This is a genomic window from Paracoccus pantotrophus, from assembly GCF_008824185.1.
Taxonomy (GTDB): Bacteria; Pseudomonadota; Alphaproteobacteria; order Rhodobacterales; family Rhodobacteraceae; genus Paracoccus; species Paracoccus pantotrophus.
In genome coordinates this window covers 1025129-1048711 of record NZ_CP044423.1, presented here as the reverse complement: position 1 = coordinate 1048711, position 23583 = coordinate 1025129, and the positions used below count along the sequence as shown (strand labels likewise).

Here is a 23583-nt window from a genome sequence, read left to right as displayed (position 1 = left end):
CTGTGATGACGCATCCGCTATCGCTGGCCTTCCTGACCACATTCGAAGCCGGCCCGGTCGAGGCCGTCCGCATCGCCGCCGCCACCGGATACCAGATGGTCGGGCTGCGCATCCTGCCCGCCGCGCCGGGGGCCGAGCCTGATTATCCGCTGCTGACCGACGACCGGCTGCTGGCCGAGGTGCGCGCGGCGCTGCACGATACCGGCATCCGGGTCGGCGATGTCGAGATCGTCCGTCTGAAGCCGGAAAACGACTGGGATGTTTTCGCCCGCTTCTGTGCCCGTTGCGAGGCGCTGGGGGCGAAACATGTCCTCGTCGCCGGCGACGATGCGGACCTTGGCCGGCTGACCGACAGTTTCGCGCGCTTCTGCGCGCTGGCCGCACCGCACGGGCTGACGGCGGACCTGGAATTCATGCCCTGGACCGCCGTGCCCGACCTGGCCGCGGCGCTGCGCATCGTCGAGGATGCCGGCCGGCCGAACGGCGGCGTGCTGGTCGATGCGCTGCATTACGACCGCTCGGCCACCACGCTGGCGCAGATCGCGGCGCTGCCGCGCCATCGGGTGAACTATGTGCAGTTCTGCGACGGCGCCGTGCCCTATGATCCCGGCGACGAGGGTCTGATCCGGGTGGCGCGGGGCGAGCGGCTGTTTCCGGGGCAGGGCGGCATCGACCTGATCGGCCTGGCGCGGGCGATCCCCGAGGGCGTCACCGTCAGCGTCGAGGTGCCGCATCGCGCCCTGGCCGCCAAGGTCGATGCGCTTGGCCGCGCCGCCATGGCCCATGCCGCGACCATGGCGATCCTGCGTGCGGCGGGCCGGGCCTGAACCGCATCGGCGCGGCGAATTTCCGCGAGAAATCCGCAGCGTTCCCGGCTAGGATCGGCGCATGAAGGAACTGACTCTCCGCCAGGTCGAGGTGATCCGCGCCGTGATGATGGCCGGCACCATCCAGGGCGCCGCGAAACTGTTGAACGTCTCGGCCCCCGGCATTTCCCGGCTGGTCAAGCATACCGAGGAATCGCTGGACATCCGCCTGTTCGAGCGCAAGGCGGGGCTGTTCGTGCCCTCGACCGAGGCGGCGGCGATCTTCGAGATGGTGCATCAGGTCCATCGCCAGATGGAGAATCTGAACGCCGCCGTCGCATCATTGCGCAAGGGCGAGGATGTGCGGCTGTCCTTCGCCTCGGCCCCCTCGATCGCGCAATTCATCGCGGCGCGGGCGATCCGCGGCATCCGCACGCGCTTTCCCGACCTGTTCATCGACCTGAACATCCTGAAGATCGAGGAAACCTCGGACTATCTGCTGCTGGAGCGCGGCGAATTCGTGCTGATGAGCTCGGCCATCGACAATTCGGCGCTGTCGAGCGCGCCGCTGGCGCATGGCCGGCTGGTCGCCATCGTCCCCGAGGGGCACCGGCTGGCCGAGCAGCGGGCGATCTCGGTCCACGACCTGGCGCGCGAGCCCTTTGTCGGCGTCGATCCGGCCGATCCCTATGGCGAGATCCTGGCCCAGCCCTTCCGAGAGGCGGGGATCGAGCCGCGCTATTCCATGCGCGGCCGCTTCGCGCAGACGGTGGTCAGCCTGGTGCGCCACGGGCTGGGGGTGGCGGTGATCGACGAATTTTCGGTGGCCGAGGTCTATATGCCCGGCGTGGTGCGCCGGCCATTGGCCGAGCCCGGCGGTATTACCGCCTGGGTGGTGACGAAAAAGGATCGCCAGCTCTCCAGCTTTGCGGAATACGCCGTCGGCCGGTTTCGCCGCGAACTCGCCGCTGCGGTGGCGCGGGAAAGCTGGGATGCGCCTGCGGTCTGACGGGTGGCCGGATCCGATCCGACCCCCGCTGCCGTTTCTCTCGGTAGGGCTGCGCGGCCGGCGTCAAGGGCTTGGAGGTCGCGATCGTTGCCGGCCTGAAACTCGACCTGCCCGAGGCCGGGTCGATTTTGACGAGCCTGCTGCGCTTGCGAGAGCGTGTTTCCGGCGCCGGATTCCAAGGCCCGTATGGTTGCGACGCCGCAACGATCCGTCTGGTGGACTCCGCCGGAACGGGGATTCCGGCGGACACCTGCGGCTGCCCTGTCCGGCGTTTCCGCCCGTCCAGCCTGGCCTGGGGCTCATGTCATCCCGCTCTTTGGTGCGGTCAGAGGCCGGCGGTCGCAAAGGCCCGGCTTTGCCATGCGATATGCCGGCTTTCTGCTGGCCATGCTGGCGTTTGGCCCGGCCAGCAGCGTCATCGGCGGGTCGATGTGCCCTTGTCTCGCTCGTCGACCCCTTCGGCCGGACGCCCCAATCCCTCTGCCTGCCCGATCCCCTAACGCCGTTCGGCTTTCACCAGCAACCCCAAGGCTCCGGACCGTATTGCCGCGCGGGGCGTGCGGCTGTCCGCCCCACTCCGGGCCTTGCGGGCAAGCTGCCGCCCGGAGGGCGCCGGTTGCAGGCGCCTCCCGATGGACCCGGCCGGATCTCGTCGGGGGAATGGTTCCTCCTGCGAGCCATGAAGACCTGCAATGCAGAACATGGCCATCCTCGCCGGTAACACCCGCGCCGGAACCGACACCACCCGCTTCGGGCCGGTCACCGCACGCCTGCACTGTTCGGAAGGCCGGGCGGTGCGCGACGAGAAGGGCTATCAGGTCGAGGACGCGGAATGGCGCCGCATCGTCGCCTTCAACGGCCTGGGCTGGACCATCCGGCACTATTGCGAGACCGGCATGAAACGCCTGGTCCGCGGCCGCATCCATTACATGAAACGGCAGGATTCGGAAGGCCAGCACCGTTGGCGCGGCCTTTTTTCAACGTTATCCGTTTGATGCCTGATGCGCGGTTTCTGCGGACAGAATGTCGCGTCGCCGAAGCAGCCTTGCGAGGTGCGGGCTGCGCGGCCATGAAAATCACCTGCGCCATGTCCGGGTTCGAGCGTTGCCGGGCGGCGCCAGGGTCCAGTTGGAAGGGTCGGCGCCGGAACTGAAAGGCACATGGCATCCGAAGTCGGTCAGTCACCGTCTTGATGGGGGGCTGGTGACCGAGTTTCGGGGAGAGAGGGGGAAGGAGGGTTGACGCACCGCCGGGCCGAAAGCGCCGCCCTGAATATGGCCTTGAATGGGGATGTTCAGCAAAACCCGTCTGCTGCAAATCTTGCTGTCACGCCGTGCAAAAATTCGTGTCACGCTGCAGGCGTTCGTGCCGTCGCTGTGCCACGAAGGCGAGATGCCAAAGATGCTCCAGGAATCCGGCCGGAAAAAACAACTCTTTTCATTGGGTTGAATGGTGCCCGGAGGCGGATTCGAACCACCGACACGCGGATTTTCAATCCGCTGCTCTACCAACTGAGCTATCCGGGCGCCGAGCGTCTTGCTTCGGACAGGCGCGTTGTTATGGCAGGGCCGCTCCGCTGTCCAGAGCCAAAAACAACTTTTTCACGCTTCCCCGTCATTATCTGGAACCGGTTCGGCGGGAATGCGGTAGTCGCCGCGCAGCCAATGCGCCAGGTCCACATCCGCGCAGCGGCGCGAGCAGAAGGGGCGATACCGCTCGGCGGCGGGCTTGCCGCAGATCGGGCATTTCATGCCTTGTCCTCCGGCCGGGCGAGGCGCGACAGCGGCACGCGGTCGCGCTTGCGGCTGATCTCGTAAAGCCCCATCGCGGTCCAGCCGATCAGCACCGTCTCGGCCGGGTCGGGGCGGAAGGCGGCGCGCAGCACCTGGTCCAGCGTGCCGCGGTCGCGCTTGGGCATGGGCGCGAAATCCACCACGATCTGGCCGCCAAGACCGCGCAGCCGCAATTGCCGCGACAGGTCGCGCGCCAGGGCGATGTTTGCCTTGAGCCCAGCCGCCGGCGAATGGTCGCCGCCGGTATTGACGTCGATGGCGACCAGCGCGCGCAGCGCCTCGATCTCGGCCCAGGCGCCGCCGCCCAGTTCCAGGCGCGGGCGCAGCAATTGCAGCGCCGCCGCCTCGGCCCCGCTCGCCTCGAAGGCATCGGGCGCGTCCTCGACGGCGTCGGGCGGCGGGTCGGCCCAATCCTGCCATGCCTGTTCGGCAGGCTCGGGCGCGTCGAGCAGCAGCTCGGGCGCCCCTTCGCAATCGGCCGCGACGGCTTGCGCCAGTTCCAGAAGCTGCCCAAGCTCGGTCGCGATCTCGTCGTCTCCGGCCGTGGCTGCGGCGGAGCGGAAGACGATGCCGGGCGCATCTTCCCGGCCGTCCAGGGCGGACAGGCCCAGGCCGGCCAGCCCGTCGCGCAGCGCGCCGTCGCGAATCCGGCGCGAGACGTTCACGCCGGGCGCTCCGGGCGTCACGATCACGTGCCGGCCGCGGAAATTCAGCCGCGCCGAGACCGGAACCGCCTTGCCGTCCTCGGCGCAGCCGCTGACCTGAACCAGCAGGGACTGGCCTTCGCGCAGGCCCGAGCGGTCGCGCAGGAAGCCGCGTGCGCCTTCGGGCAGGCGCAGGAAGACGCCGCCCTGGCCTTTGACCAGCCGGTCCACCCTGGCGCGGCAGATCGCGCCGGGGGCAAGCGGGGTGACGCCGGACGGATCGACGATCAGATCCTCGAGCCTGCCGTCCTGCATCAGCGCCGCCGCATCGCGGCCGAAAATCCGTCCCAGGACGATCTGGCGTCCCTTCATGTTGCTTTTCCTTGAATTCCGATGGCAGCCAGAAGCGTCGCGGTTTCGGCCAGCGGCAGGCCGACGACGCCGCTGTAGGAACCCTGCATCCAGATGGCAAAGGCCGAGGCATGGCCCTGGATGGCATAGGCGCCGGCCTTGCCCTGCCATTCGCCGGTGGCGAGATAGGCGTCGATCTGCGCGGCGGTGAGGGGGCGGAAGCGGATGACGGTTTCCACCAGCCGCTCGCGCAGCCGGCCGCCATGGGCCAGCGCGACCGAGGTCAGCACCCGGTGCCGGCGGCCCGAGAGCAGCTGCAGAAAGCGCCGCGCTTCGGCGGCATCGGCGGGTTTTCCCAGGATCCTGCGCCCGGCCACCACGGCGGTATCGGCGCAGAGAACGGCGTCTCCGGCGTGACCGGCAAGCGCCGCGGCCTTTTCGCGCGCCATGCGCCGCACATAGTCGCGGGGGTTTTCCCCGCGCTGCGGGGCTTCGTCGATTTCCGCCGGCAGGATCCTGTCCGGCACGATGCCGATCTGGGCCAGCAGTTCCAGCCGGCGCGGACTGGCCGAGCCGAGAACCAGCGCCGGCGCGGCGGCGCTTTGCAGCGGGGACTGGGCAGCATCCCGCAGATCTTGCACCGCTGTCATCCTAGGCTCCCGGACGGTCGGCGGGCTTACTTGAAGCGGTAATTGATCCGCCCCTTGGTCAGGTCATAGGTGTTCATTTCCACCTGGACCTTGTCGCCGGCGAGGACGCGGATGCGGTTCTTGCGCATCTTTCCTGCCATATGCGCGATGATCTCATGGCCGTTCTCTAGCTCGACCCGGAATGTCGCGTTGGGCAGGAGTTCCTTCACGACACCGGGAAATTCGAGCATTTCTTCCTTGGCCATGTTCTCTCCTGTAGGATGACCCGCGCCTTGGGCGGGCGCAAGCTACATGCGTCCAGACGGGCGGTTTTTCAAGGGGAATCTGGACCTGGGCGGGCTTTCCTGGGTCGGATGGCCTGTCGGCGCCGGGATTTCGCGGAAAAGTTGCGCGATTGCGGCATTCGGGCAGGGCGCGCGCCGGCGGTTCATCCGGCCCTGACCAGGGGCGGCACCGGCTCGGCAAGGCGGAAGGCATCGGGATGGTCAAGATCCGCCAGCGGCAATTCGGCCTGGTCGGCGGGCGCTGCGCCCTCCGGCGGCGGGGCGAAGCTTTCCGCCCGCCAGCCGTCCTGCACAGGCAAAGGGGCCGCCGGCGCCACGCCCTGGCCGGTACCGCGCAGGCGGATGGCATGGAAGCCGTCCTTTTCGCCCAGCCGTCCGCGCGCAAGAATCTGGCCGTGCACGGTTTCCACCCTGGCATCGTCGAGCACGTTCTGGGGCAGGGGCAGCAGCGATCCGGGCGTGAGGCTGCGCAGCTGATGCAGGCTCAGCTTGCGACGACAGAGAATGCCGGCCAGCCGCACCGGCGCCTGCTGCATCGGCCCGGCCAGCGTTGCCGGAGCAGGCGCGGCCTTGGATGGGGCGGGCAGTCGCGCCGGGTTTCCGGCGCCGAGCGGCGGATCGGCCAGCGTTCCCGGCTCGACGGGCAGGGCGATCATCAGCCGGCCGTCGCGCTGCCCTCCGCTGCCCAGGCGGAAGCGAAAGTCCAGCCGCGCCATTTCGCCATCCTCCAGCATCAGCGACAGCGGGCGGGGATCGTCCAGGTAGGTGGCATAGCGGAAGGCGCCGAAATCGGGGCAGCCCGGCTGCGACGCGCATTCCCGGCCCAGTTCGGCCAGCAGCGCGTTCACGAAATCGGCCGAGATCGCGGCATCCGTCCGCGTGGGCCTGCGCGGCGGCGCGGCGCGCGCGGTGACGCGCCCAATCGCCTGCATTTCGATCAGCGCGGCCAGAAGGCCGGGGCAAAGCGCGGCCACGCCAAGCGCGTCACGCCGCCCCCCCAGCACAGCCAGCAAGGCACGCTCGGGCAGCAGTTCGGGCAGTTCGGCCAGCACCATGCCCGACCGTTCCACCTTTTCGACGAAGACCGGCAGGTGCAATTGCTTCTCGGCCGCGCGGGCGAGGGCGGTGGCGGCGGCACGTTCCAGCCGGAATTCCGCGACCTGCCGGGCCGAAGGGCCGGCCGCCGCGCGGGCCCGGTCGCGTTCGGCGATCAGGCGGCGCAAGACCTGGCCGGGCGCCGGGGCGGCGGACCCGTCCCGTTCCGCCCCGGCCTGTCCGGGGTCGTCCGACTGTTGCCTTGCTGCGCTTTCCATTGCGGTCCGAATCGATGCTGGCTTTGGCGCAAGATGGCATGGACCGGTTGCGAAAAGGTTTAACCCGTCGCATTTTCGGCATTTTCCGTCCCGCGATGTGGGCGCGGCGGCCGGGGCGGCAGCGCGATGCGAAAGCAGGCGCCGCCCTGGCCCGGCAGATAGCTGATCGAGCCGCCAAGGAAGCCCATGATTTCCTTGCAGATCGCCAGCCCCAGCCCGGCGCCGCCGGCGCGCGAGGGGTCGTCCAGCCGGGCGAATTTCTCGAAGATCAGCGCGCGGTTCTCGGGGCGGATGCCCGAGCCGTTGTCGTGGATGTCGATCTCGGTTCCCCCCTGGGGGCTGCGGCGGGCGTCGATGCGGATCGCCGGCTCGCTGGCGTCGCAATATTTCCGCGCGTTCGAGATCACGTTGATCAGCACCTGCAACAGCCGGTCGGGGTCGGTGATGACCGGCAGATGCTCGGCCACGGGGTTGCGGCGGATGGCGAAATCGCGCCCCGCGGCGCTTGCGCCGCCCGCGGCCAGCGCGCGCTCGATCAGGTCGTGCAGGTTGACGATGCCGGGCTTCAGTTGCGCCCGGCCCGATTCCAGCACCGAAAGATCCAGCAGGTCGTCGAGCAGCCGGGTCATGCGCCCGGCCTCGTCTTGGATGATCCCGGCAAAGCGGCTGCGGTCGGCGGCGGGCAGGTCGGGCTCCATCAGGATCTCGGAAAAGGCGCGGATCGAGGTCATGGGCGTGCGCAACTCATGGCTGATCTGGCCCAGGAAGGCGTCCTTCTGCGCCGAAAGCACGGTCAGCTTCTCGTTGCTTTCTCGCAGCATGGCGGCAGTTCGGGCCAGTTCGGCCGAGGTCAGTTCCAGCCGGCGGTTGTCTTCGCGCGCGCGGCTAGCCTCGCCCGCGACCTCCATCAGTTCGGCCACGGTAACGGAGCCGCGTCCGCCCACCCGCGCCATCAGCGCCGAGGCGGTTGCCGCGCCCACCGTGCCGGCCAGGTGGCGCTCGAAACCCGCCAGGAAGCGCGGCGTCAGGTCGGGCAGATAGCCGGATTTCCCCTGGCCCTCGGCGGCCTTGCGGAACACCTCGAGCGCGTGGTCGTTGCCCCAGATCCGCCCGGCCAGCGTCAGCAGCGCCTCGGCCTGGATCGCCGGGGCGGTTTCGCTGGCGGAGGCATCGGGGCTATGGCATGGACGAAGGACAGCGCCTGCAACCGCTCGGTCGGTTCGGGGAAATCCACCAGCGAGATCAGCACCAGAAGCAGCAGGTTCACCGCCAGCGCCAGCAGCACCGCGCCGGCGAAGGCGTCGATCCCGGCCGGAAACGCCGGCGGCGCGGCCAGCCCCAGCGACGGCAGGAAGATCGCCCGCCCCCAGATCAGCGCCCCGGCCACGATGCCGGCGATGGCGCCGCGCCGGGTCGCGCCGCGCCAGACCAGCCCGGCGACCATGGCGGGCAGCACCTGCGCCATGCCGGAAAAGGCGACCGTGCCCATGGCGGCCAGCGCCGTGGTGCCGCCGGTGGTGCGGTGGTAAAGCCAGCCCGCGCCGATCACCGCCACGATGGCCAGCCGCCGCGCGTTCAGCATCAAGGTGCCCAGATCCTCGCGCGCCTGGGCCGGCTCGGACAGCGCGGTCTGGCGCAGCCACAGCCACAAGGGCACGAGCCAGTGATTCGCCATCATCGTCGACAGCGCGATGGCGCTGACCACCACCATCGACATGGCCGAGGAAAAGCCGCCCAGGAACACCAGCGCCGCCAGCGTGTCGCGCCCCTGCGACAGGGGCAGGGCCAGGACGTAAAGGTCGGGATTCGAGCCCTTGGGCAGCAGGTCCATGCCGACTACGGCGATGGGCAGCACCAGGAAGGACATGGCGGCCAGATAGGCGGGAAAGGCCCAGCCGGCCTGGCGCAGGCGGCTCTCGTCATTGGCCTCGACCACCAGGACGTGGAACATGCGCGGCAGCACCATGACCGCGGCGCCCGACAGGGCGATCAGGGTGAACCAGCGTTCGGGCCGGATCTGCCAGCCCTCGCCCCCGGCCGAGACGGCCATGCGGTCGATGCGCGCCAGCACGTCGGCCGGCCCGTCGGCCATGCCCCACAGCACATAGCCGCCGACGGCGAGAAAGGCGGCAAGCTTGATCACCGCCTCGACCGCGATGGCGATGACGACGCCGTGGTGGCGCTCGTTCGCGGCCAGGTTGCGGGTGCCGAACAGGATGGCGAAGGCGGCCAGCCCGACCGCCACCCACAGCGCGATATTGCCGGGCAGGGGATGGCCGCTGCTGGCAAAGGCCGAAAGCGCCATCGAGACCGATTGCAGTTGCAGCGCGATATAGGGGGTCGAGGCCAACACGCCGATCAGCGTCACCAGCGCGGCGAGCGCGGCGGATTTGCCGAAGCGGCTGGAGATCAGGTCGGCGATCGAGGTCACGCGATGCAGCCGCGCCACCCGCACCAGGCGTCTGAGGCCCCACCAGGCGCCGGCAAAGACGATGCCGGGGCCAAGATAGATGGTCAGGAACTCCAGCCCCGAGCGGGTGGCGTAGCCGACGGCGCCGTAGAAGGTCCAGGCCGAGCAATAGACCGAGAGCGACAGGGTATAGATCACCGGCCGGTCCATCCAGCGCCAGCGGCCGGCGGCTGCGGCGCGGTCGGCGGCATGGGCCAGAAGGAACATCAGCGCGACATAGACGACCGAGGCGGCGCCCAGGGTTTCAGGCGTCATCCTCGTCCTCCGGCTTTGCGCGCCCGATGGCGCGATGCAGCGCGGCGGTCGCGGCGATGGTCAGCGCCCAGCTTGCCGCCAGCCAGACCGCGCCGCGGCCGTAGCTGAAATATTGCGGCAGCCAGATCGGCGGCAACACCACCAGCACCGCGAACAGCACCGGCAGGACGCGGGCCGCATCGCCCAGCCGGCGCTTGCGATAGGCGTCGCGGCCCAGAAACAGCCGGCGCATGCGCGACCCTAGCCCGCGTCCAGAAGCTCGCGCACCATGGCGCGCAGATCGGCATTGGCAAAGGGCTTGGCCAGCGTCCGGTCGGCGCCCTGGGGCAGGTTCGCCATGCCGCGCGCGCTGAGCAGCAGCACCGGCAGCGCCTGCAGCTCGGGATCGGCGCGCAGGTCGGCCAGCACCTCGGCGCCGCTGCGGCCGGGCAGCATCACGTCGAGGATGACCAGCCGCGGCGCCAGCGCGCGGATGCGCTGAAGCGCGTCGCTGCCCTCGGGCCATTGCTCGCATTGCCAGCCCTCGCGCGACAGGATGAAGCGGACCGCCTCGGCGATGCTGGGTTCGTCTTCGATCAGCAGCACATCGACACTTGCGGTCACGGGCGACCCTCCTGGAGATTCGCGGCGATCATGGCGGCGGGCGCGGGCGTTGTCAAAACCAGGCTGCTTTCGGATCAGACCGCTTCCGGATCAGGCCGCTTCCGGATCAGACCGGCCCCAGGATCGAGGGCTCGTGCCGGGCGGCGCAGGCCGGGCGCGGGCAAATGCGGCAGGCCGGGCCCACCGCCAGCGCCGGGCGGCCGTCGCGGCTGGGGGCGGGGTGGAGCAGCATCTGCGCCCGGCTGAGCGCGGGGCCGCCGAAACCCATCGGCAGCAGCCTCTCGGCCACCGCCCAGGCGGCGAAGCGGTTGCCGTTCGTGGTCTCGATCAGCCGTGCCACCGGCAACTGCGGTTGGGCCAGCGCCTCGAACAGTGGCCAGAGCGCGCAGCCCTCGCCCGGACGCGGCAGCTCGAAACCCGGCGCGGCCAGGCGGAACAGCGTCGCGCCCGAGCCGTCGCAGACCACCAGCCCGGCCTGCGCCCAGGGGCCGGGACGCAGCATGCCCAGCCGGCGCAGCACCAGCTCCAGCGGCCGCCCCAGCCGCGCGGCGATCAGCGCCGGATCGCCCGCCGCCTCGCCCGCCTCTTCCACAGCCGCCGCCAGCGCCGCGTCGGGCAGGGCGGCGCGGTCGCGGGCCTGGGCCGCCAAGAGATCCTGCGCCATGGCCCGCGCTGCATCCGAGGCCAGTTCCGCCGCATCCGCGGGTTCGGGCTGGCCGGCGGCGATCCAGGCCTCGACCTCCTCCTGCGGCGACATCGGCACCGCCTCGTCCTCGAAACTGTCCAGATAGGCCACCAGCGACTGCGCGGTGCGCGACAGGCGCTGGCTGTCGCTGTCCAGGTTGGCGTGGAAGCGGTCGCGCCATTCCGGCTCGATCTCGGGCGTCTCGGCCAGGATCGAGGCGGTCGAGCGCAGCGCCGTGACCGCCGATTGCACCTCGTGCAGCGTCGCCAGCAGATAGGGGTCGCGAGTCATGCGGTCCGACAGCGCGATCAGCCGGCGCTCCAGCGCATCGGCGCGGCGCGCCGCCCCGGCCAGCGCCGAGGCCCAGCCGGGAAAGCGGGCGGCGAACTCGGCGATCTGGTCCAGTTCGACCGGGGCGCCGGGCTGGTCGGCGGCGCGCGCCGCCGCCTCGCGCAGGGCGCCCACCAGCGCCTCTTCGCGGTCCGAGGCCAGTTCGGTCGCGTCGATCTCCAGCGCCTCGGCCAGCCGCGACAGCAGCTCCTCGCCGACCGGGCGGCGGTTATGCTCGATCAGGTTCAGATAGGCGGCCGAGATCTCGGCCCGCCGCGCCACCTCGGTCTGGCGCCGGCCGAGCGACAGGCGGCGCTCGCGGATGCGGGTGCCGATCAGGGGGCGGGCGACGGGATGGCGGGGCAAGGAACGTGGCATGGCTCAGATCCCGTCGCGGGTTTCCTCCAGGTGACGGATCGCCTTGACGACCAGGTCGGCAAAGCTTTGCGCCGACAGCTTGTCCTTGAGGGTCTGGCTGACATTCGACACCGTCTTGTAGCTGATATTGGCCCGCTCGGCGATCTCGCGATAGCTGAGCCCCTCGGCGATGGCGCGCAGGATGTCGAGCTCGCGCGGGGTCAGGCGCGGGCGCGGCGGCGTGGCGCCGGGCCGCTCCAGCAGGGCGATGCGGCGCGCCAGGTCGGCCGGGACGTAATCACCGCCGTCCGCCACCGCGCGCAGCGCCTCGCAGATCTCCTCCGAGGGCGAGTCCTTCATGGTGATGCCGTTGCAGCCGGCCTGCAGCGCCCGCCGCGCGATGATCGGGCTGCGATGCATGGTGAAGACCAGGATCGGCTGGGTCGCGCCCGCGGCGCGCAGACGCTCGATCAGCCGCAGCCCGGCCAGCCTGGCTTCGCCCATGGTCAGGTCGACGACGATCACGTCCGGCGCCTGCCGCCGCCAGGCCCGCCAGCCCTGCGAGGGAGTGGCCGCGGCGATCACCTGGCAATCCAGCCGGCCGCGGGTGATCCATTCCCAGCCCTCGGCGACGACCGGGTGGTCATCGACGATCAGCACGCGCAGGGGCTTGTCGGGCGGGGCAAGGGCGGTTGCGGTCATCGGGCTGGTCCTTGGTCGGTCGGGCAGGGCAGATGGCATTCGGTCAGGGTCCAGCCGCCCGCGCGCCGCGGCGGCCGGTAGCGGCCGCCCAGAGCGTCGGCGCGGTCGCGCATCCCGGTCTGGCCCAGCCCTGCGCGCTCTGCTGCCGGGGGGCGGCCGCCATCGTCGGCGACCTGCGCGGTTATGCCCGTGTCCTCGCGCGCCAGTTCGACCCGGATCCTGGCCGGCGCGGCATGGCGCAGCGCATTCAGCACGCTTTCGCGCACGAAGCGGTAAAGCGCGATCCGCCCGGCCTCGCCCGGTTCGGGCAGGTCGGGCGGGCAGTCGAGCGTCATGGCGGTATCGGGCGCGATCTCGGCAAATTCGATCAGCAGCTCTTGCAGCATCTCGGCCAGGCTCGCGCCCTCGGCCGGGGCCAGACGCAGGTCGTCGATGGCGGCGCGGGCGCTTTGCCGGATCGCCCGGGCGTGGCGCGAGACCGCGGCCAGCGCCTCGGACAGGGCCGGATCGCGGGCGGTTTCGGCGGCGCGGCCGGCCTGGCCCACGGCCGCCTGCAGCGCGAAAAGCTGCGGGCCGATGCCGTCATGCAGGTCGCTGGCGATGCGGGCGCGCTCGGCCTCGGCCAGGGTCAGCATCCGGCCTTGCAGGCGGCGGTTCTCGGCCCGCTCCTCGGCCAGATGTGCGGCCAGCGCGTTCACGCCATCGGTCAGCGCCGCCAGTTCCGCCAGCCCGGTCTGCGGCGCGGGATGGTCCAGATCGCCCGCCCGCATCCGGTCCAGCGCCGCGCCAAGAAGCCCCAGCCGCCGCAGCACCAGCGCCGTGATGGCCATGGTGACGCCGATCGCCGCCAGCGCCATGGCGGCCAGCAGCGGCAGGATCAGCCGGAAGTCGGCCCAGGCCTCGGCGATCTCGTCGCGGGGATCGCTGCGGATCTCCAGCACGCCCAGCACATTGGGATATTGCGCGATGGCGATCAGCTCGCGCTGCGGCTCGGGGCGGATCAGCGCGGCGAACCATTCCGGCACCCGCCCGGGCGGCAGGCGCGGCGGCAGGGCCAGCGCGACCGGCTGACCCGAGGCGTCGCGCAGCTCGGCGGACAGGTGCCGCTGCGCCTCGATTTCGGCGGCGATGCGGGCGGCCTGCTCCATCATGTCGCGCCGCTCGAAGGCGGTGGGCAGGTGCAGCGTGGCAAAGGCATTGGCCAGCCGGAAGGCCGAGCCGGTCTCGTCCCGGACCGAGCCGCGGGCATTGAGGACCAGCACCGAGGCGACGACGGCGCAGATCGCAAGCCAGGCCAGGGCCGAGCCGCCAAGCGCCAGAAGCCGCAACGCCACGCCATGCGGCCGCCCGTGCCGGGCCGGCGCGTCATCGGCAGCCGCGATGTGGCTGGTTGCGTCCATGTCTCTCCCTGCCGCCTGCGGCGGCTCCCCAAGGAAAGACTAGGATGCGGATCGGGGCGGGGCAAGCGGGCTGCGCGTCCCGCGAAGGGGCCAAAGCGAAAGGGCCGGGATGCAGTCCCGGCCCCTGGAGATGCGGTGCCCGGCTCAGGCGTGCGAGCCGGCGGGCTCGGCCGGTTCGGGGCGGCCGAGCGCGCGCCGCACCAGCACGAAGAACAGCGGCACGAACAGCACGCCCAGCACCGTGGCCGAGACCGTGCCGCCCAGCACCGTGGCGCCGATGGTGTTGCGGCCGTTGGCGCCGGCGCCCGTGGACAGCACCAGCGGCAGCACGCCCAGCGAGAAGGCGACCGAGGTCATGATGATCGGCCGGAACCGCTGGCGTGCCGCCTCGGCCACCGCCTCGTAAAGCGGCTTGCCCTGCTCGGCCTGCTCGCGGGCAAATTCGACGATCAGGATGGCGTTCTTGCCGGTCAGGCCGATCACCGTCAGCAGGCCGACCTGGAAGAACACGCCGTTGTCGAAGCCGCCCAGCCAGGCCCCGACCAGCGCGCCCAGCACGCCGATGGGCATGGCCAGCATCACCGCGAAGGGGATCGACCAGCTTTCGTAAAGCGCGGCCAGGCACAGGAACACCACCGCCAGCGACAGGCCGTAAAGCAGCATGGTCTGGTTGCCGGCCTGCTGCTCTTCCAGCGAAAGCCCGGTCCAGGCCACGTCGAAGCCGGCCGGCAGCTGCCCGGCCAGTTCCTCGATCGCGGCCATGGCCTGCCCGGACGAGACGCCGGGCGCCGGGCTGCCCTGGATCTGCATGGCGGGCACGCCGTTATAGCGGTCCAGGCCCTGCGGCCCATAGCTCCAGCGGCCCTCGGCGAAGTTGGAAAACGGCACCAGCCCGCCCGAGCTGTTCCTGACCCGCCACTTGTCGATGTCGGTCGGCAGCGCGCGCGATTCGGATTCCCCCTGCACATAGACCCGCTTGATCCTTCCGCGGTCGATGAAATCGTTCACATAGCGCCCGGCCCAGGCGACCGAGAGCAGGCTGCCCACATCGGTGGCCGAGACCCCCATGGCGCCCGCCTTGCGCCAGTCGATGTCGAGATTGTATTGCGCCGCGTCCTCCAGCCCGTTCGGTCGCGCCGAGGCGATGCGGCCGTCCTGCCCGGACATGCCCAGCAACTGGTTGCGCGCGTCCAGCAATTGCTCATGCGCCTGGCCGGCGCGGGCCTGCAGGTAGAAGTCGAAGCCCGAGACGTTGCCCAGCTCGATCACCGAGGGCGGCACGATGGGGAAGGCCATGGCGTCGCGGATGCCCATCAGCGCCGGAAAGGCCCGCCCGGCGATGGCCTGCACCGACTGCTCGGCACCCGGCCGCTCGTCCCAGTCCTTGAGTCGCAGGAAGGCGATGCCCATGTTCTGCCCCGATCCGGCGAAGCTGAAGCCCGAGACGCCAAAGAAGGACTCGACATTGGCGGATTCGTTCTCGGCGAAATAATGCTGGATCTGGTCGATCACCGCATCCGTGCGCTCGGAAGTGGCGCCGGTCGGGCCCTGGATCAGGACGAACATGATGCCCTGGTCCTCGTCGGGCAGAAAGCCGGTGGGGGTGCGCAGGAACAGCAGGACCATGGCCGCACCGATGCACAGATAGATCAGCATCATCCGCAGCGGCCGGCGGATCAGCCAGTTCACCGAATTGCCATAGCCATGGATGGTGCGGTCGAAGCCGCGGTTGAACAGGCCGAAGAAGCCGCGGGTCTTGTGGCCGTGCTCGTTCTTCAGCAGCGTGGCGCAAAGCGCCGGCGTCAGCGTCAGTGCCACCAGCACCGACAGGCCCATGGCCGAGGCGATGGTGATGGCGAACTGCTTGTAGATCACTCCGGTCGAGCCGCCGAAGAAGGCCATGGGCACGAAGACCGCCGACAAGACCAGCGCGATGCCGATCAGCGCCCCGGTGATCTGTCCCATGGACTTGCGGGTGGCCTCGCGCGGCTCCAGCCCTTCCTCTTCCATGATACGCTCGACGTTCTCGACCACGACGATGGCGTCGTCCACCAGCAGGCCGATGGCCAGCACCATGGCCAGCATGGTCAGCGTGTTGATGGTGAAGCCAAGCGCCGCCAGCACGCCGAAGGTACCGAGCAGCACCACCGGCACCGCCAGCGTCGGGATCAGCGTCGCGCGCCAGTTCTGCAGGAACAGCAGCATGACGAAGAACACCAGCACGATGGCCTCGATCAGCGTCTTGACCACCTCTTCGATCGAGATCAGCACGAAGGGCGTGGTGTCGAAGGGGATGACGTATTCCATGCCCTCGGGGAAGAAGCGGGCGAACTCCTCCATCCGCGCCTTGACCCGCTCGGCCGTGTCCAGCGCGTTCGCGCCCGAGGCCAGGCTGATCGCCATGCCCGAGGCCGGCTGGCCGTTGTAACGGGCATTGGTCATGTAGTCCTCGGCGCCGATCTCGACGCGGGCCACGTCCTTCAGCAAAATCAGGCCGCCGTCCTGTTCCGCGCGCAGCACGATCTGCTCGAAATCCTCGGGGGTGGAGAGCAGCGATTGCGCGGTGATGGTGGCGTTCAGCATCTGCCCCTGCGGCGCCGGCTGGCTGCCGAAGGAGCCGGCCGAGATCTGCGCGTTTTCCGACGAGACCGCCGCCACCACGTCCGAGGGCGTCAGCTCATAGGCGGCCAGCTTCGACGGGTCCAGCCAGATGCGCATGGCATATTGCGCGCCGAAGACCTGGACCGAGCCCACGCCATCGACCCGCGAAAGGTCGTTGACCAGGTTCGAGATCAGGTAATCGGCCAGGTCCACCTGTTCATAGCGGTCGTCCGACGAGGTCAGGCCGACGACCATCAGGAAGCCCGAGGCGGATTTCTCGACCGTGATGCCCTGGCGCTGCACCGGCTCGGGCAGAAGCGCGGTGGCCTGCGCCAGCTTGTTCTGCACCTGAACCTGGGCGATGTCGGGATCGGTGCCGGTCTCGAAGGTCAGCGTCGTGGTCGAGGTTCCGGCCGAGGTCGAGCTGGACGAGAAATAGCGCAGCCCGTCCAGCCCGGTCATCTGCTGCTCGATGATCTGGGTGACGGTATTGGCGACCGTATCGGCCGAGGCGCCGGGATAGGTGGCGCGGATCGTCACCGAGGGCGGCGCGATCTGCGGATATTGCGCCACCGGCAGCGATGCGATCGACAGAAGCCCGAGCCCCATGATCAGGATCGAGATCACCCAGGCGAAGACCGGACGGTCGATGAAAAAGCGGGCCATGTGCGGTTCCTGTGCTGTTCCCTCGCGGCGTCCGGGGTCAGTTCGTCGGCTGTGCGGCGCCGGCCTCGGCTGCGGTCTCTGCACCCGCGGCTTCCGCGGCGGGTTGCTCTGCGGGCTCTTGCGGGGATTGCCCCGCGGGCTGTTCGCCGGTGCCGGCTGCGGGCGCGGCCGCTTCGGCGGCCCCGCCTGCCGCGGCTTGGGGCGCGGCGGCCTGGCGTTCCTCGGGCGTCACGGTCATGCCGGGGCCGATCTTCTGCAGGCCCTCGACCACGATGCGGTCGCCGTCATGCAGCCCCGCGCTGACGATCCAGCTATTGCCCATGTCCTGAAGGATGGTCAGCTGGCGCTGCTCGACCGCATTGTCGGCATTGACCACCAGCGCGACGGGCTGGCCGCGGCGGTCGCGGGTGACGCCTTCCTGCGGGGCAAGGATCACGTTGCGCGCCGTGGCCTGCTGCACCACCGCCTGGACATACATGCCCGGCAAGAGGGTGCGGTCGGGATTGGCAAAGGCCAGGCGCAGCGTCACCACGCCGGTCGTCTCGTTCACATAGGGCTCGGCCGCGGTCAGCCGGCCTTCCTGGGCGTATTCGGTGCCGTCGGCCAGGCGCAGCGTCACCTTGCGGTCCGGCTGGCCCTCGGCGGATTGCGCCGCCATCTCGCGGCGGAAGCGGATCAGTTCGGCGGCCGATTGCGTCACGTCCACATGCACCGGGTCGAGCTTGCGGATCACGGCAAGCGGCGTCGGCTGGCTGGCCGTCACCAGCGCGCCCTGGCTGGTCTGCGCCAGGCCGATCTCGCCGTCCAGCTCGGCGCGGATCGTGGTGCGTTCCAGTTCGATGCGGGCGGTCTGCAGCTGCGCCTCGGCGACTTTGACCGCGGCCTCGGCCGAATCGCGGGCGGCGATGGCATTGTCGGTCGTGCTTTCGCTGGCGACGCGGCGGTCGCGCAGGGCGCCCACGCGCTCGGCCTCGCGGCGCGCCGCCTCGGCCTGGGCGCGGGCCTGGGCCACGGCGGCCTCGGCCTGGGCGACGGTGGCCTGGTAGGTGGTGGCGTCGATGCGGAACAGCGGGTCGCCGACCTTCACATGGCTGCCTTCCTCGAACAGCCGCTCGGTGACGATGCCGTTGACCTGGGGCCGCACCTCGGCCTCGGCCGAGGCGGTGACGCGGCCGGGCAGGGTGGTGGTCAAGGGCACGTCCTGGGCGTGAAGCGTGACCACGGTCACGGCCGGCGGCGGCATCTGCGAGGGATCCTGGGCCAGGACGGCCATCGGAGAAAGCCCCGCCGCGAGCGGAAGGATCACGGAAATCGCCATGCGGCGCGATAGCGCGAACATCGGTTTGCTCCGGCTATTTGCTGACGGTTGCATAACGAACAGTTTCGCATGGGATGATCAATCCCGAAACCGCTTCGGTCCGCGACGTTGCGCCACCGGCGAAACCCGGCCGCAGGCTTGGGGCAGCGGGCGGCCCGTTGAGCCACTCCGCGATCATTGGGCGGGCTCTGGGGTGATTTAAGCTGCTCTCCGGCTCTGCCGGTCGGTTTCGCTCTGGTTGACGCAGACCGCGGCGGGCGGCTGTCCGCCATGGGCGGCGCGAGGCCGCTCTGGTGGCTGCAGAAGGCGATCCACCTGCCGGCGCCGGCCCTGGCCTGCGCGCCGGTCTCCCAGGCGTGCGGGTAGGCGCATTCATGCATCAGGGATCGCCGGAGGCGCTCGATGAAGACGGTGTCGAGACAGCGCCCCTGCCATCCATCGAGATGCGGGTGCGCAACGCAGAAATCCGCCGCCGGCGTGTTCGAGATGCGCCAGGCCAGCAGCTTGCGGGGGAACCGGTCCATGACGGCGACCGGGCAGAGGCAGCCCCGCCGCATCGGCAGATCGGCGATGCCGGCGCACCCGACCTGGTCGGGTTGCTCGACCCGCGCCCCCCCCAGCGGATAGGTCTTGCGCCCCGGCGCGGGCCTGCTGGCAGCGGGTTTCCGGCGGATCGGCATCAAGCGCATGAGCCGCATCAGCCGCCGGCTGCGCGTGACGTTCACGGCATGGCCTTCGTTGTGCAGGGGCCGGGTCATCTGCTGCACGCCGGCATCTGCTGCACGCCGTAGCAGGGCGTTTCCGGAAATTGCCGGTCGATCAGCCGCATAGGGGCGAGGTTCATCCCGGTCTCGTCCCTTGCTGCGCAACAGGACGCGGACCGCGGGATCGAGGACCGCGGGATCGACAGCAGGCGGCATGGCGCCCCGAGCGACAGCGCGGGACGGGAGCGTTCAATCATCGCGTTCGGGATCGGCCTTGAACCGGTGGCGGTTTCGATCCCTCATCACTGGCCGGTCCAGGGCCTGGGCTTTCCGGACAGGAAGCGTTGGCGCCGGCCGGCTTCCCGATCCGGGCGTGCAGCGACCGCATCGTGGCCTCATCGATCCCAGCCTTCTTCCCGCCGCGTTCGAAGATGTCCGACGCCCCTTCGAGCAGCGCCTTCTTCCATTGATGGATCATCGTCGGGCGCACGCGGTATTCCGCGGCCAGCTCCGGCACGATGCGCCCGCCCTTCGCGGCCTCCGGCGCCACCCGAGCCTTGAAGCCCGCGTCATGGTTCCTGCCTTTCGGCATCGTCCGATCCCCTCGTCCCTGGAGACCAGAAGACGGCGGATCGCAGCTTGCCTCACTGGCCGATTCTCGGCGGATAGCTCACCTCGACTGGCTGCGTTACCGATGGGGTATTTGAGGAACGAAGAAGCGCCGGGCGCAGATTGGCCTTGCGGCGGCCGGCTCGAGACAGTAAGCAATCCGGGCCTCGCGGGTGTAGCTCAATGGTAGAGCCGCAGCTTCCCAAGCTGAAGACGAGGGTTCGATTCCCTTCACCCGCTCCACGGCTTCCCCAGCAAACACAATAAAAGCCTTGCATTGCTGGGGTTTGTGCCGCTTTTGGTTCCAAAGTTGGTGCCAGAATGGGGGGTCTGCGATGGCTGGTCAGGTCAGGCATTTGAAAGTCAAGAACGGTCGATTCTATGCCCGCATCGCCGTCCCGGCGCATCTTCGCCAGATCATCGGAAAAACCGAACTGGTCACGCCGCTAGGTGGCGAACGTCGTGCTGCCATGAAGGCGCTGCCCGCCGCCGTGGCGATGCTTCAACGCCAGATCGCCACCGCCGAGGCATCCACGGCCGGCGACCGGCAGGCCGGCCCGAACGGTCCTATCACGACCGCCGACTATGGCCGTGCCGTCTGGCAACGCTACACGGCGGCATTGGCCGAGGACGAAGCGAAACGGGATCGCCTGCCGAGCGTGGATGCTATCGAGGTAGAGCAAGACAAGCTGATGCAGAGGGCGCAGGCAGGTCAGATCGCGCTTGCTGACCCTCTGGCCGTGCTGGACGCCTCGCTTGACCTGCTGGTGATGAAGGATGCCCAGGCATTCGACCAGAGCGCCCGGCAGGCCAAGCTGGACGCCCTACGCGCCGACCTGACCGAGAATCGGACGCATCTGGTTGAGCATGAGATAGACGCTTACCTTGATCGCCATAGTCTGACCGCGCCCGAGGGATCGGCGGAACGCGCCACCCTGGCAAAGCGGATCATGCGCGCCGAGATAGAGGCGCTACAGCGCACCCTGGAGCGGGACCAAGGCAACTATGGCGGCAAGCCTGCCGATCCCATTGTCACGCCACCAGCGGGCAACCCCGAGGCTTTGCAGCCTGTCAAGATTAGGGTCAGGATTCATAACCAATAAATGACGGTTGCCGCGAGCGCGATGGCCGAGAGGAAGACCTTCGGGCATCTGTCGTATCGGGTTGCCACGCGCCGCCAGTCCTTGAGCCTGCCAAACATGATCTCGATGCGGTTGCGCCGCTTGTATCGGCGCTTGTCGTATTTGACCGGTGTCTTGCGCTGCTTTCGGCCGGGGATGCAGGCTCGTATCCCCTTGTCCTGCAAGGCTTCCCGGAACCAGTCGGCGTCATAGCCGCGATCCCCGAGCAGCCAATCGACCTTTGGGAGGCTGCTGAGCAACGCCCGCGCCCCGATGTAGTCGCTGACCTGCCCTGCGGTGACGAACAGGTCGAGCGGTCGGCCCTGGCTGTCACAGATGGCATGCAGCTTCGTGTTCATGCCGCCCTTGGTCCGGCCGACGAGGCGTCCACGCCCCCCTTTTTCACGGCCAAGCTGGTCGCGGTGCGGTGCGCTTTCAGATAGGTCGCGTCGATCATCACGGTCTTTTCCTCGCCGTGGTCGGCGGCCAGCCCGATCATCATCCTGGCGAAAATGCCTTTCTCGCTCCAACGCTTCCACCGGCTGTAGAGCGTCTTGTGCGGCCCATACTCCCTGGGGGCATCTCGCCAGCGCAAACCATTGCGATTGATGAAGATAATCCCGCTTAGAACACGCTTGTCATCGACGCGTGGCTTGCCGTGCGACTTCGGGAAGAAAGGGGCAAGCTTGGTCATCTGCTCGTCGGTCAGCCAGTACAGGTCGCTCATGTCACCGCTCCGTTTTCCGAGCCGTGAATCACGTAGCACACTGAAAATCAATGCATCCTGACCCTATGAAAGCCCGGCCATGCACGGCCGGCCGCAACAGGCCAGCACCCGCCAAAGCACCTTGGCCCGCGAGGCCTATTTCGTCGATTTCGCCCGCGACATCGTGGCCGAGGCGCGCATGCCGGTGATGGTGACGGGCGGCATCCGCCGCCGCGCCACCGCCGAGGCCGCGCTGGCACCCGAGGGCGACCGCGCCGGCGTGGCCATGGTCGGCCTCGCGCAGGCGCTGGCCTATGCCCCGGACCTGCCGAACCGCTGGCAGGCGGGCGAGGCCGCGGTCGATGTGCCGATGGTGCGCTGGAAGAACCGCGCACTTTCGGGCCTGGCCACCATGGCGCTGACCAAGCTGCAACTGCGCCGCCTCGGTGCCGGCCGCAGCCCGCGCCCGCAGGCCTGGGCGCCTTGGGTGCTGGTCCGCGACCGGCTGCGCATGGCGCGCCGCAGCCGCCGCTATCGCAGCTGGTTGCAACGCCGCTCTGCCGCATGAGAGGATCGGGCATGCACAAGCGCATTTTGCATGTCGTGACCAACCGCGGTCACTATGACGATCCAGGTCGCAAGACCGGGCTCTGGCTGTCGGAGTTGAGCCATGCCTGGGACGCGTTCGCAGCCCAGGGCTATCGGCAGGACATTGTCAGCCCGGCCGGCGGGGTTTCTCCGCTGGAGCCGCGGGCGCTGAAATGGCCGCTGCTCGACGCCTCGGCCCGGTCCTGGCTGAACGATCCGGCGCGCATGGCGCTGCTGGAGCGGACGGCCGCGCCGGAGGAGGTCGACGCCGACGCCTATGATGCGATCTATTTCACCGGTGGCCATGGCGTGATGTGGGATTTCCCCGGCAGCACCGGCTTGCAGGACATCACGCGGCGGATATGGGAGCGTGGCGCGATCGTCTCGGCAGTCTGCCACGGCTATTGCGGGCTGCTGAATACCCGGCTGGCCGATGGCCGTCTGCTGGTCGAGGACCGCCGCCTGACCGGCTTTTCCTGGACCGAGGAGAGCCTTGCTGGCGTGGCGAAGCACATGCCCTACAATGCCGAGGCCGAGATGAAGCGGCGCGGCGCGCGCTATGGCAAGGCGCTGCTGCCCTTTGTGCCCTATGTCGTGACCGATGGCAGGCTGGTGACCGGACAGAACCCGGCTTCGGCCAAGGCCACGGCACGTCAAGTCGTCAAGATGCTGAAGGCGTGACGGCGGTCGGGATGATCCTGCGCGGGCCCGAGGTCAGTCCATAGGTCGCGATGGAGCAGGTCATTGGAAAACAGAAAGGCCATTGCCTTGCCGTTTTGCTGGGTGGCCGGAAGATTGTTCCAGTAACTTCGTAAAGCACCGCCGCAATTGCCTCTGCGACATCGAGAGGACGATCCGGTCAGTTCCACGCCCATAGAGGAACGCCAAGGGAACTCATCGGTCGTGCCATCTTCCATCGGGCGCGAAGACCAATCACATCCTCTTGTCCCCGTCGGAGCGGCCACGCCTGCCAATGCGTGCATTGCGCAGGATGCGCCCAAGGCCGGCACTGTTGATCTGCTGCATCTGCTGCCTGCTGATGCGCCCGCTGGCCATATCCGCTTCGTCTTGCGCACGGGATAGGGCTTTCCGGCGCATTCGCTCGACAAAGGGGGCCTCATCTCCCGGCTTGCCTTGCCGCTTGCCCGCCGGCTTGCGCCTGTTGCATGGGTCATCCGAGTGGTCCGACTGCGTCATGATCTGCCTCCGTCGCCTGCAAAGGCCGAAATCGGCTCTTCAAGATTGGCGATGTCCTCCGATTGGCGCAAGCTGTCGTCGCGACAGATCCTGATGGCTTGCAGACCCGCAGCCCGCGCGCCGTGGATGTCGGATGTCGCGCTGTCACCCACCATCATGACCGCCGCTGGTTTGATGCCCAGGCGTTCGCAGACGAATCCGAAAAAACGCCTCTCGGGTTTTACCGCACCCACCTTCCATGCCAGGCAACGACCAAAGGCGCACCCCAAGGCCGAGAAGGTGCAGCCCTCACCCGCTGAACAATCCTGGCGACGGCGGGTTCGTCTTGCGGTCGCTCAAGGCGGCTACCGCCTCACGCATCCTGGTGTGACCAGAAAATGCGATCACGCGGAAAGGCTGCGGCGTATTGCCGGTGGAGAAA

Annotated in this window: 24 protein-coding genes, 2 tRNA genes and 1 pseudogene; 8 read left to right on the top strand and 19 right to left on the bottom strand. The window is 69.1% G+C overall.

The window, feature by feature from the left end:
• The first annotated feature begins 5 nt into the window (after window positions 1-5).
• The 4 genes from ESD82_RS05050 to ESD82_RS21720 all read left to right on the top strand — a co-directional run bounded on the left by ESD82_RS05050 (window position 6) and on the right by ESD82_RS21720 (window position 3264).
• Complete coding sequence (locus ESD82_RS05050; RefSeq protein ID WP_147428848.1) at window positions 6-827, top strand: sugar phosphate isomerase/epimerase family protein; 822 nt, start codon at window positions 6-8, stop codon at window positions 825-827.
• Between the two features lie 61 nt (window positions 828-888).
• Window positions 889-1815 carry a LysR family transcriptional regulator gene (locus ESD82_RS05045; protein ID WP_024845227.1) on the top strand — a complete coding sequence of 309 codons (927 nt, stop codon included), beginning with the start codon at window positions 889-891 and terminating at the stop codon, window positions 1813-1815.
• Between the two features lie 692 nt (window positions 1816-2507).
• On the top strand, window positions 2508-2810 hold the full coding sequence (locus ESD82_RS05040) for a single-stranded DNA-binding protein (protein ID WP_147428849.1): 303 nt from the start codon (window positions 2508-2510) through the stop codon (window positions 2808-2810).
• Between the two features lie 295 nt (window positions 2811-3105).
• Window positions 3106-3264, top strand: a complete 159-nt coding sequence (locus ESD82_RS21720) for a hypothetical protein (RefSeq protein ID WP_167521695.1) — start codon at window positions 3106-3108, stop codon at window positions 3262-3264.
• Between the two features lies 1 nt (window position 3265).
• On the opposite strand, the gene ESD82_RS05030 is transcribed toward ESD82_RS21720, so the two are convergent.
• From ESD82_RS05030 to ESD82_RS04955, 16 genes and pseudogenes are all read right to left on the bottom strand, one after another.
• A tRNA-Phe gene (locus tag ESD82_RS05030) sits at window positions 3266-3341 on the bottom strand.
• 75 nt (window positions 3342-3416) lie between these two features.
• On the bottom strand, window positions 3417-3566 hold the full coding sequence (locus ESD82_RS05025; protein WP_024845225.1) for a DNA gyrase inhibitor YacG: 150 nt from the start codon (window positions 3564-3566) through the stop codon (window positions 3417-3419).
• Window positions 3563-4624, bottom strand: coding sequence for a ribonuclease E/G (locus ESD82_RS05020; RefSeq protein WP_024845224.1), 1062 nt, complete (start codon window positions 4622-4624; stop codon window positions 3563-3565). Before ESD82_RS05020 ends, ESD82_RS05025 begins: the two co-directional genes overlap by 4 nt.
• Window positions 4621-5253, bottom strand: coding sequence for a Maf family protein (locus ESD82_RS05015; RefSeq protein ID WP_244314457.1), 633 nt, complete (start codon window positions 5251-5253; stop codon window positions 4621-4623). The genes ESD82_RS05020 and ESD82_RS05015 overlap by 4 nt, the downstream gene beginning before the upstream one ends.
• Before the next feature lie 26 nt (window positions 5254-5279).
• Window positions 5280-5498 carry a translation initiation factor IF-1 gene (infA, locus tag ESD82_RS05010; RefSeq protein WP_010397442.1) on the bottom strand — a complete coding sequence of 73 codons (219 nt, stop codon included), beginning with the start codon at window positions 5496-5498 and terminating at the stop codon, window positions 5280-5282.
• A gap of 182 nt (window positions 5499-5680) precedes the next feature.
• Complete coding sequence (locus ESD82_RS05005; RefSeq protein WP_147428850.1) at window positions 5681-6850, bottom strand: FliM/FliN family flagellar motor switch protein; 1170 nt, start codon at window positions 6848-6850, stop codon at window positions 5681-5683.
• A gap of 59 nt (window positions 6851-6909) precedes the next feature.
• Window positions 6910-9575, bottom strand: a pseudogene (locus ESD82_RS05000) (ATP-binding protein).
• The gene (locus ESD82_RS04995) at window positions 9565-9807 is read right to left on the bottom strand and encodes a hypothetical protein (protein WP_024845220.1); all 243 of its coding nucleotides are present in this window, start codon (window positions 9805-9807) and stop codon (window positions 9565-9567) included. Before ESD82_RS04995 ends, ESD82_RS05000 begins: the two are co-directional and overlap by 11 nt.
• Window positions 9808-9815: 8 nt before the next feature.
• Window positions 9816-10178, bottom strand: a complete 363-nt coding sequence (locus ESD82_RS04990; RefSeq protein WP_024845219.1) for a response regulator transcription factor — start codon at window positions 10176-10178, stop codon at window positions 9816-9818.
• A 106-nt stretch (window positions 10179-10284) separates the two neighbouring features.
• Window positions 10285-11571 carry a helix-turn-helix transcriptional regulator gene (locus tag ESD82_RS04985; RefSeq protein WP_024845218.1) on the bottom strand — a complete coding sequence of 429 codons (1287 nt, stop codon included), beginning with the start codon at window positions 11569-11571 and terminating at the stop codon, window positions 10285-10287.
• Window positions 11572-11574: 3 nt separating this feature from the next.
• On the bottom strand, window positions 11575-12252 hold the full coding sequence (locus ESD82_RS04980) for a response regulator transcription factor (RefSeq protein WP_024845217.1): 678 nt from the start codon (window positions 12250-12252) through the stop codon (window positions 11575-11577).
• Window positions 12249-13652: a LapD/MoxY N-terminal periplasmic domain-containing protein gene (locus tag ESD82_RS04975; RefSeq protein WP_147428852.1), complete on the bottom strand. Its 1404-nt coding sequence runs from the start codon at window positions 13650-13652 to the stop codon at window positions 12249-12251. Before ESD82_RS04975 ends, ESD82_RS04980 begins: the two co-directional genes overlap by 4 nt.
• Window positions 13653-13796: 144 nt before the next feature.
• Window positions 13797-16919, bottom strand: a complete 3123-nt coding sequence (locus tag ESD82_RS04970; protein WP_024845215.1) for an efflux RND transporter permease subunit — start codon at window positions 16917-16919, stop codon at window positions 13797-13799.
• Window positions 16920-16956: 37 nt separating this feature from the next.
• A complete protein-coding gene (locus ESD82_RS04965; RefSeq protein ID WP_024845214.1) occupies window positions 16957-18258 on the bottom strand; it encodes an efflux RND transporter periplasmic adaptor subunit in 1302 nt (433 codons plus the stop codon).
• Window positions 18222-19004 (bottom strand): hypothetical protein, encoded by a 783-nt coding sequence (locus ESD82_RS04960; protein ID WP_151208810.1) that lies wholly within the window; start codon window positions 19002-19004, stop codon window positions 18222-18224. Before ESD82_RS04960 ends, ESD82_RS04965 begins: the two co-directional genes overlap by 37 nt.
• Window positions 19005-19194: 190 nt before the next feature.
• Window positions 19195-19533 carry a transposase gene (locus tag ESD82_RS04955; RefSeq protein ID WP_147428853.1) on the bottom strand — a complete coding sequence of 113 codons (339 nt, stop codon included), beginning with the start codon at window positions 19531-19533 and terminating at the stop codon, window positions 19195-19197.
• A gap of 186 nt (window positions 19534-19719) precedes the next feature.
• On the opposite strand from ESD82_RS04955, the gene ESD82_RS04950 reads away from it, so the two are divergent.
• Both ESD82_RS04950 and ESD82_RS04945 read left to right on the top strand, forming a co-directional pair.
• Window positions 19720-19793 (top strand) — tRNA-Gly (locus ESD82_RS04950).
• Window positions 19794-19885: 92 nt separating this feature from the next.
• Window positions 19886-20653, top strand: a complete 768-nt coding sequence (locus tag ESD82_RS04945) for a DUF6538 domain-containing protein (protein WP_147428854.1) — start codon at window positions 19886-19888, stop codon at window positions 20651-20653.
• Here the strand turns inward: ESD82_RS04945 and ESD82_RS04940 are convergent.
• A protein-coding gene (locus ESD82_RS04940; protein ID WP_114669439.1) for an IS5-like element IS1248A family transposase occupies window positions 20641-21398 on the bottom strand; the annotation gives its coding sequence in 2 pieces (ribosomal slippage) (window positions 20641-21077 and window positions 21077-21398; 759 coding nt in all). The two genes, ESD82_RS04945 and ESD82_RS04940, sit on opposite strands and share 13 nt — an antisense overlap.
• 79 nt (window positions 21399-21477) lie before the next feature.
• Here ESD82_RS04940 and ESD82_RS04935 point away from each other — a divergent pair.
• Complete coding sequence (locus tag ESD82_RS04935) at window positions 21478-21945, top strand: beta/alpha barrel domain-containing protein (protein ID WP_208852028.1); 468 nt, start codon at window positions 21478-21480, stop codon at window positions 21943-21945.
• Between the two features lie 11 nt (window positions 21946-21956).
• Entirely contained in the window at window positions 21957-22646 is a 690-nt protein-coding gene (locus ESD82_RS04930; protein ID WP_147428855.1) for a type 1 glutamine amidotransferase domain-containing protein, read from the top strand.
• 252 nt (window positions 22647-22898) lie between these two features.
• On the opposite strand, the gene ESD82_RS04925 is transcribed toward ESD82_RS04930, so the two are convergent.
• Both ESD82_RS04925 and ESD82_RS22555 read right to left on the bottom strand, forming a co-directional pair.
• Complete coding sequence (locus ESD82_RS04925; RefSeq protein ID WP_024845929.1) at window positions 22899-23162, bottom strand: hypothetical protein; 264 nt, start codon at window positions 23160-23162, stop codon at window positions 22899-22901.
• Window positions 23159-23395 (bottom strand): HAD family hydrolase, encoded by a 237-nt coding sequence (locus tag ESD82_RS22555; protein WP_167521694.1) that lies wholly within the window; start codon window positions 23393-23395, stop codon window positions 23159-23161. Before ESD82_RS22555 ends, ESD82_RS04925 begins: the two co-directional genes overlap by 4 nt.
• Window positions 23396-23583 lie beyond the last annotated feature (188 nt).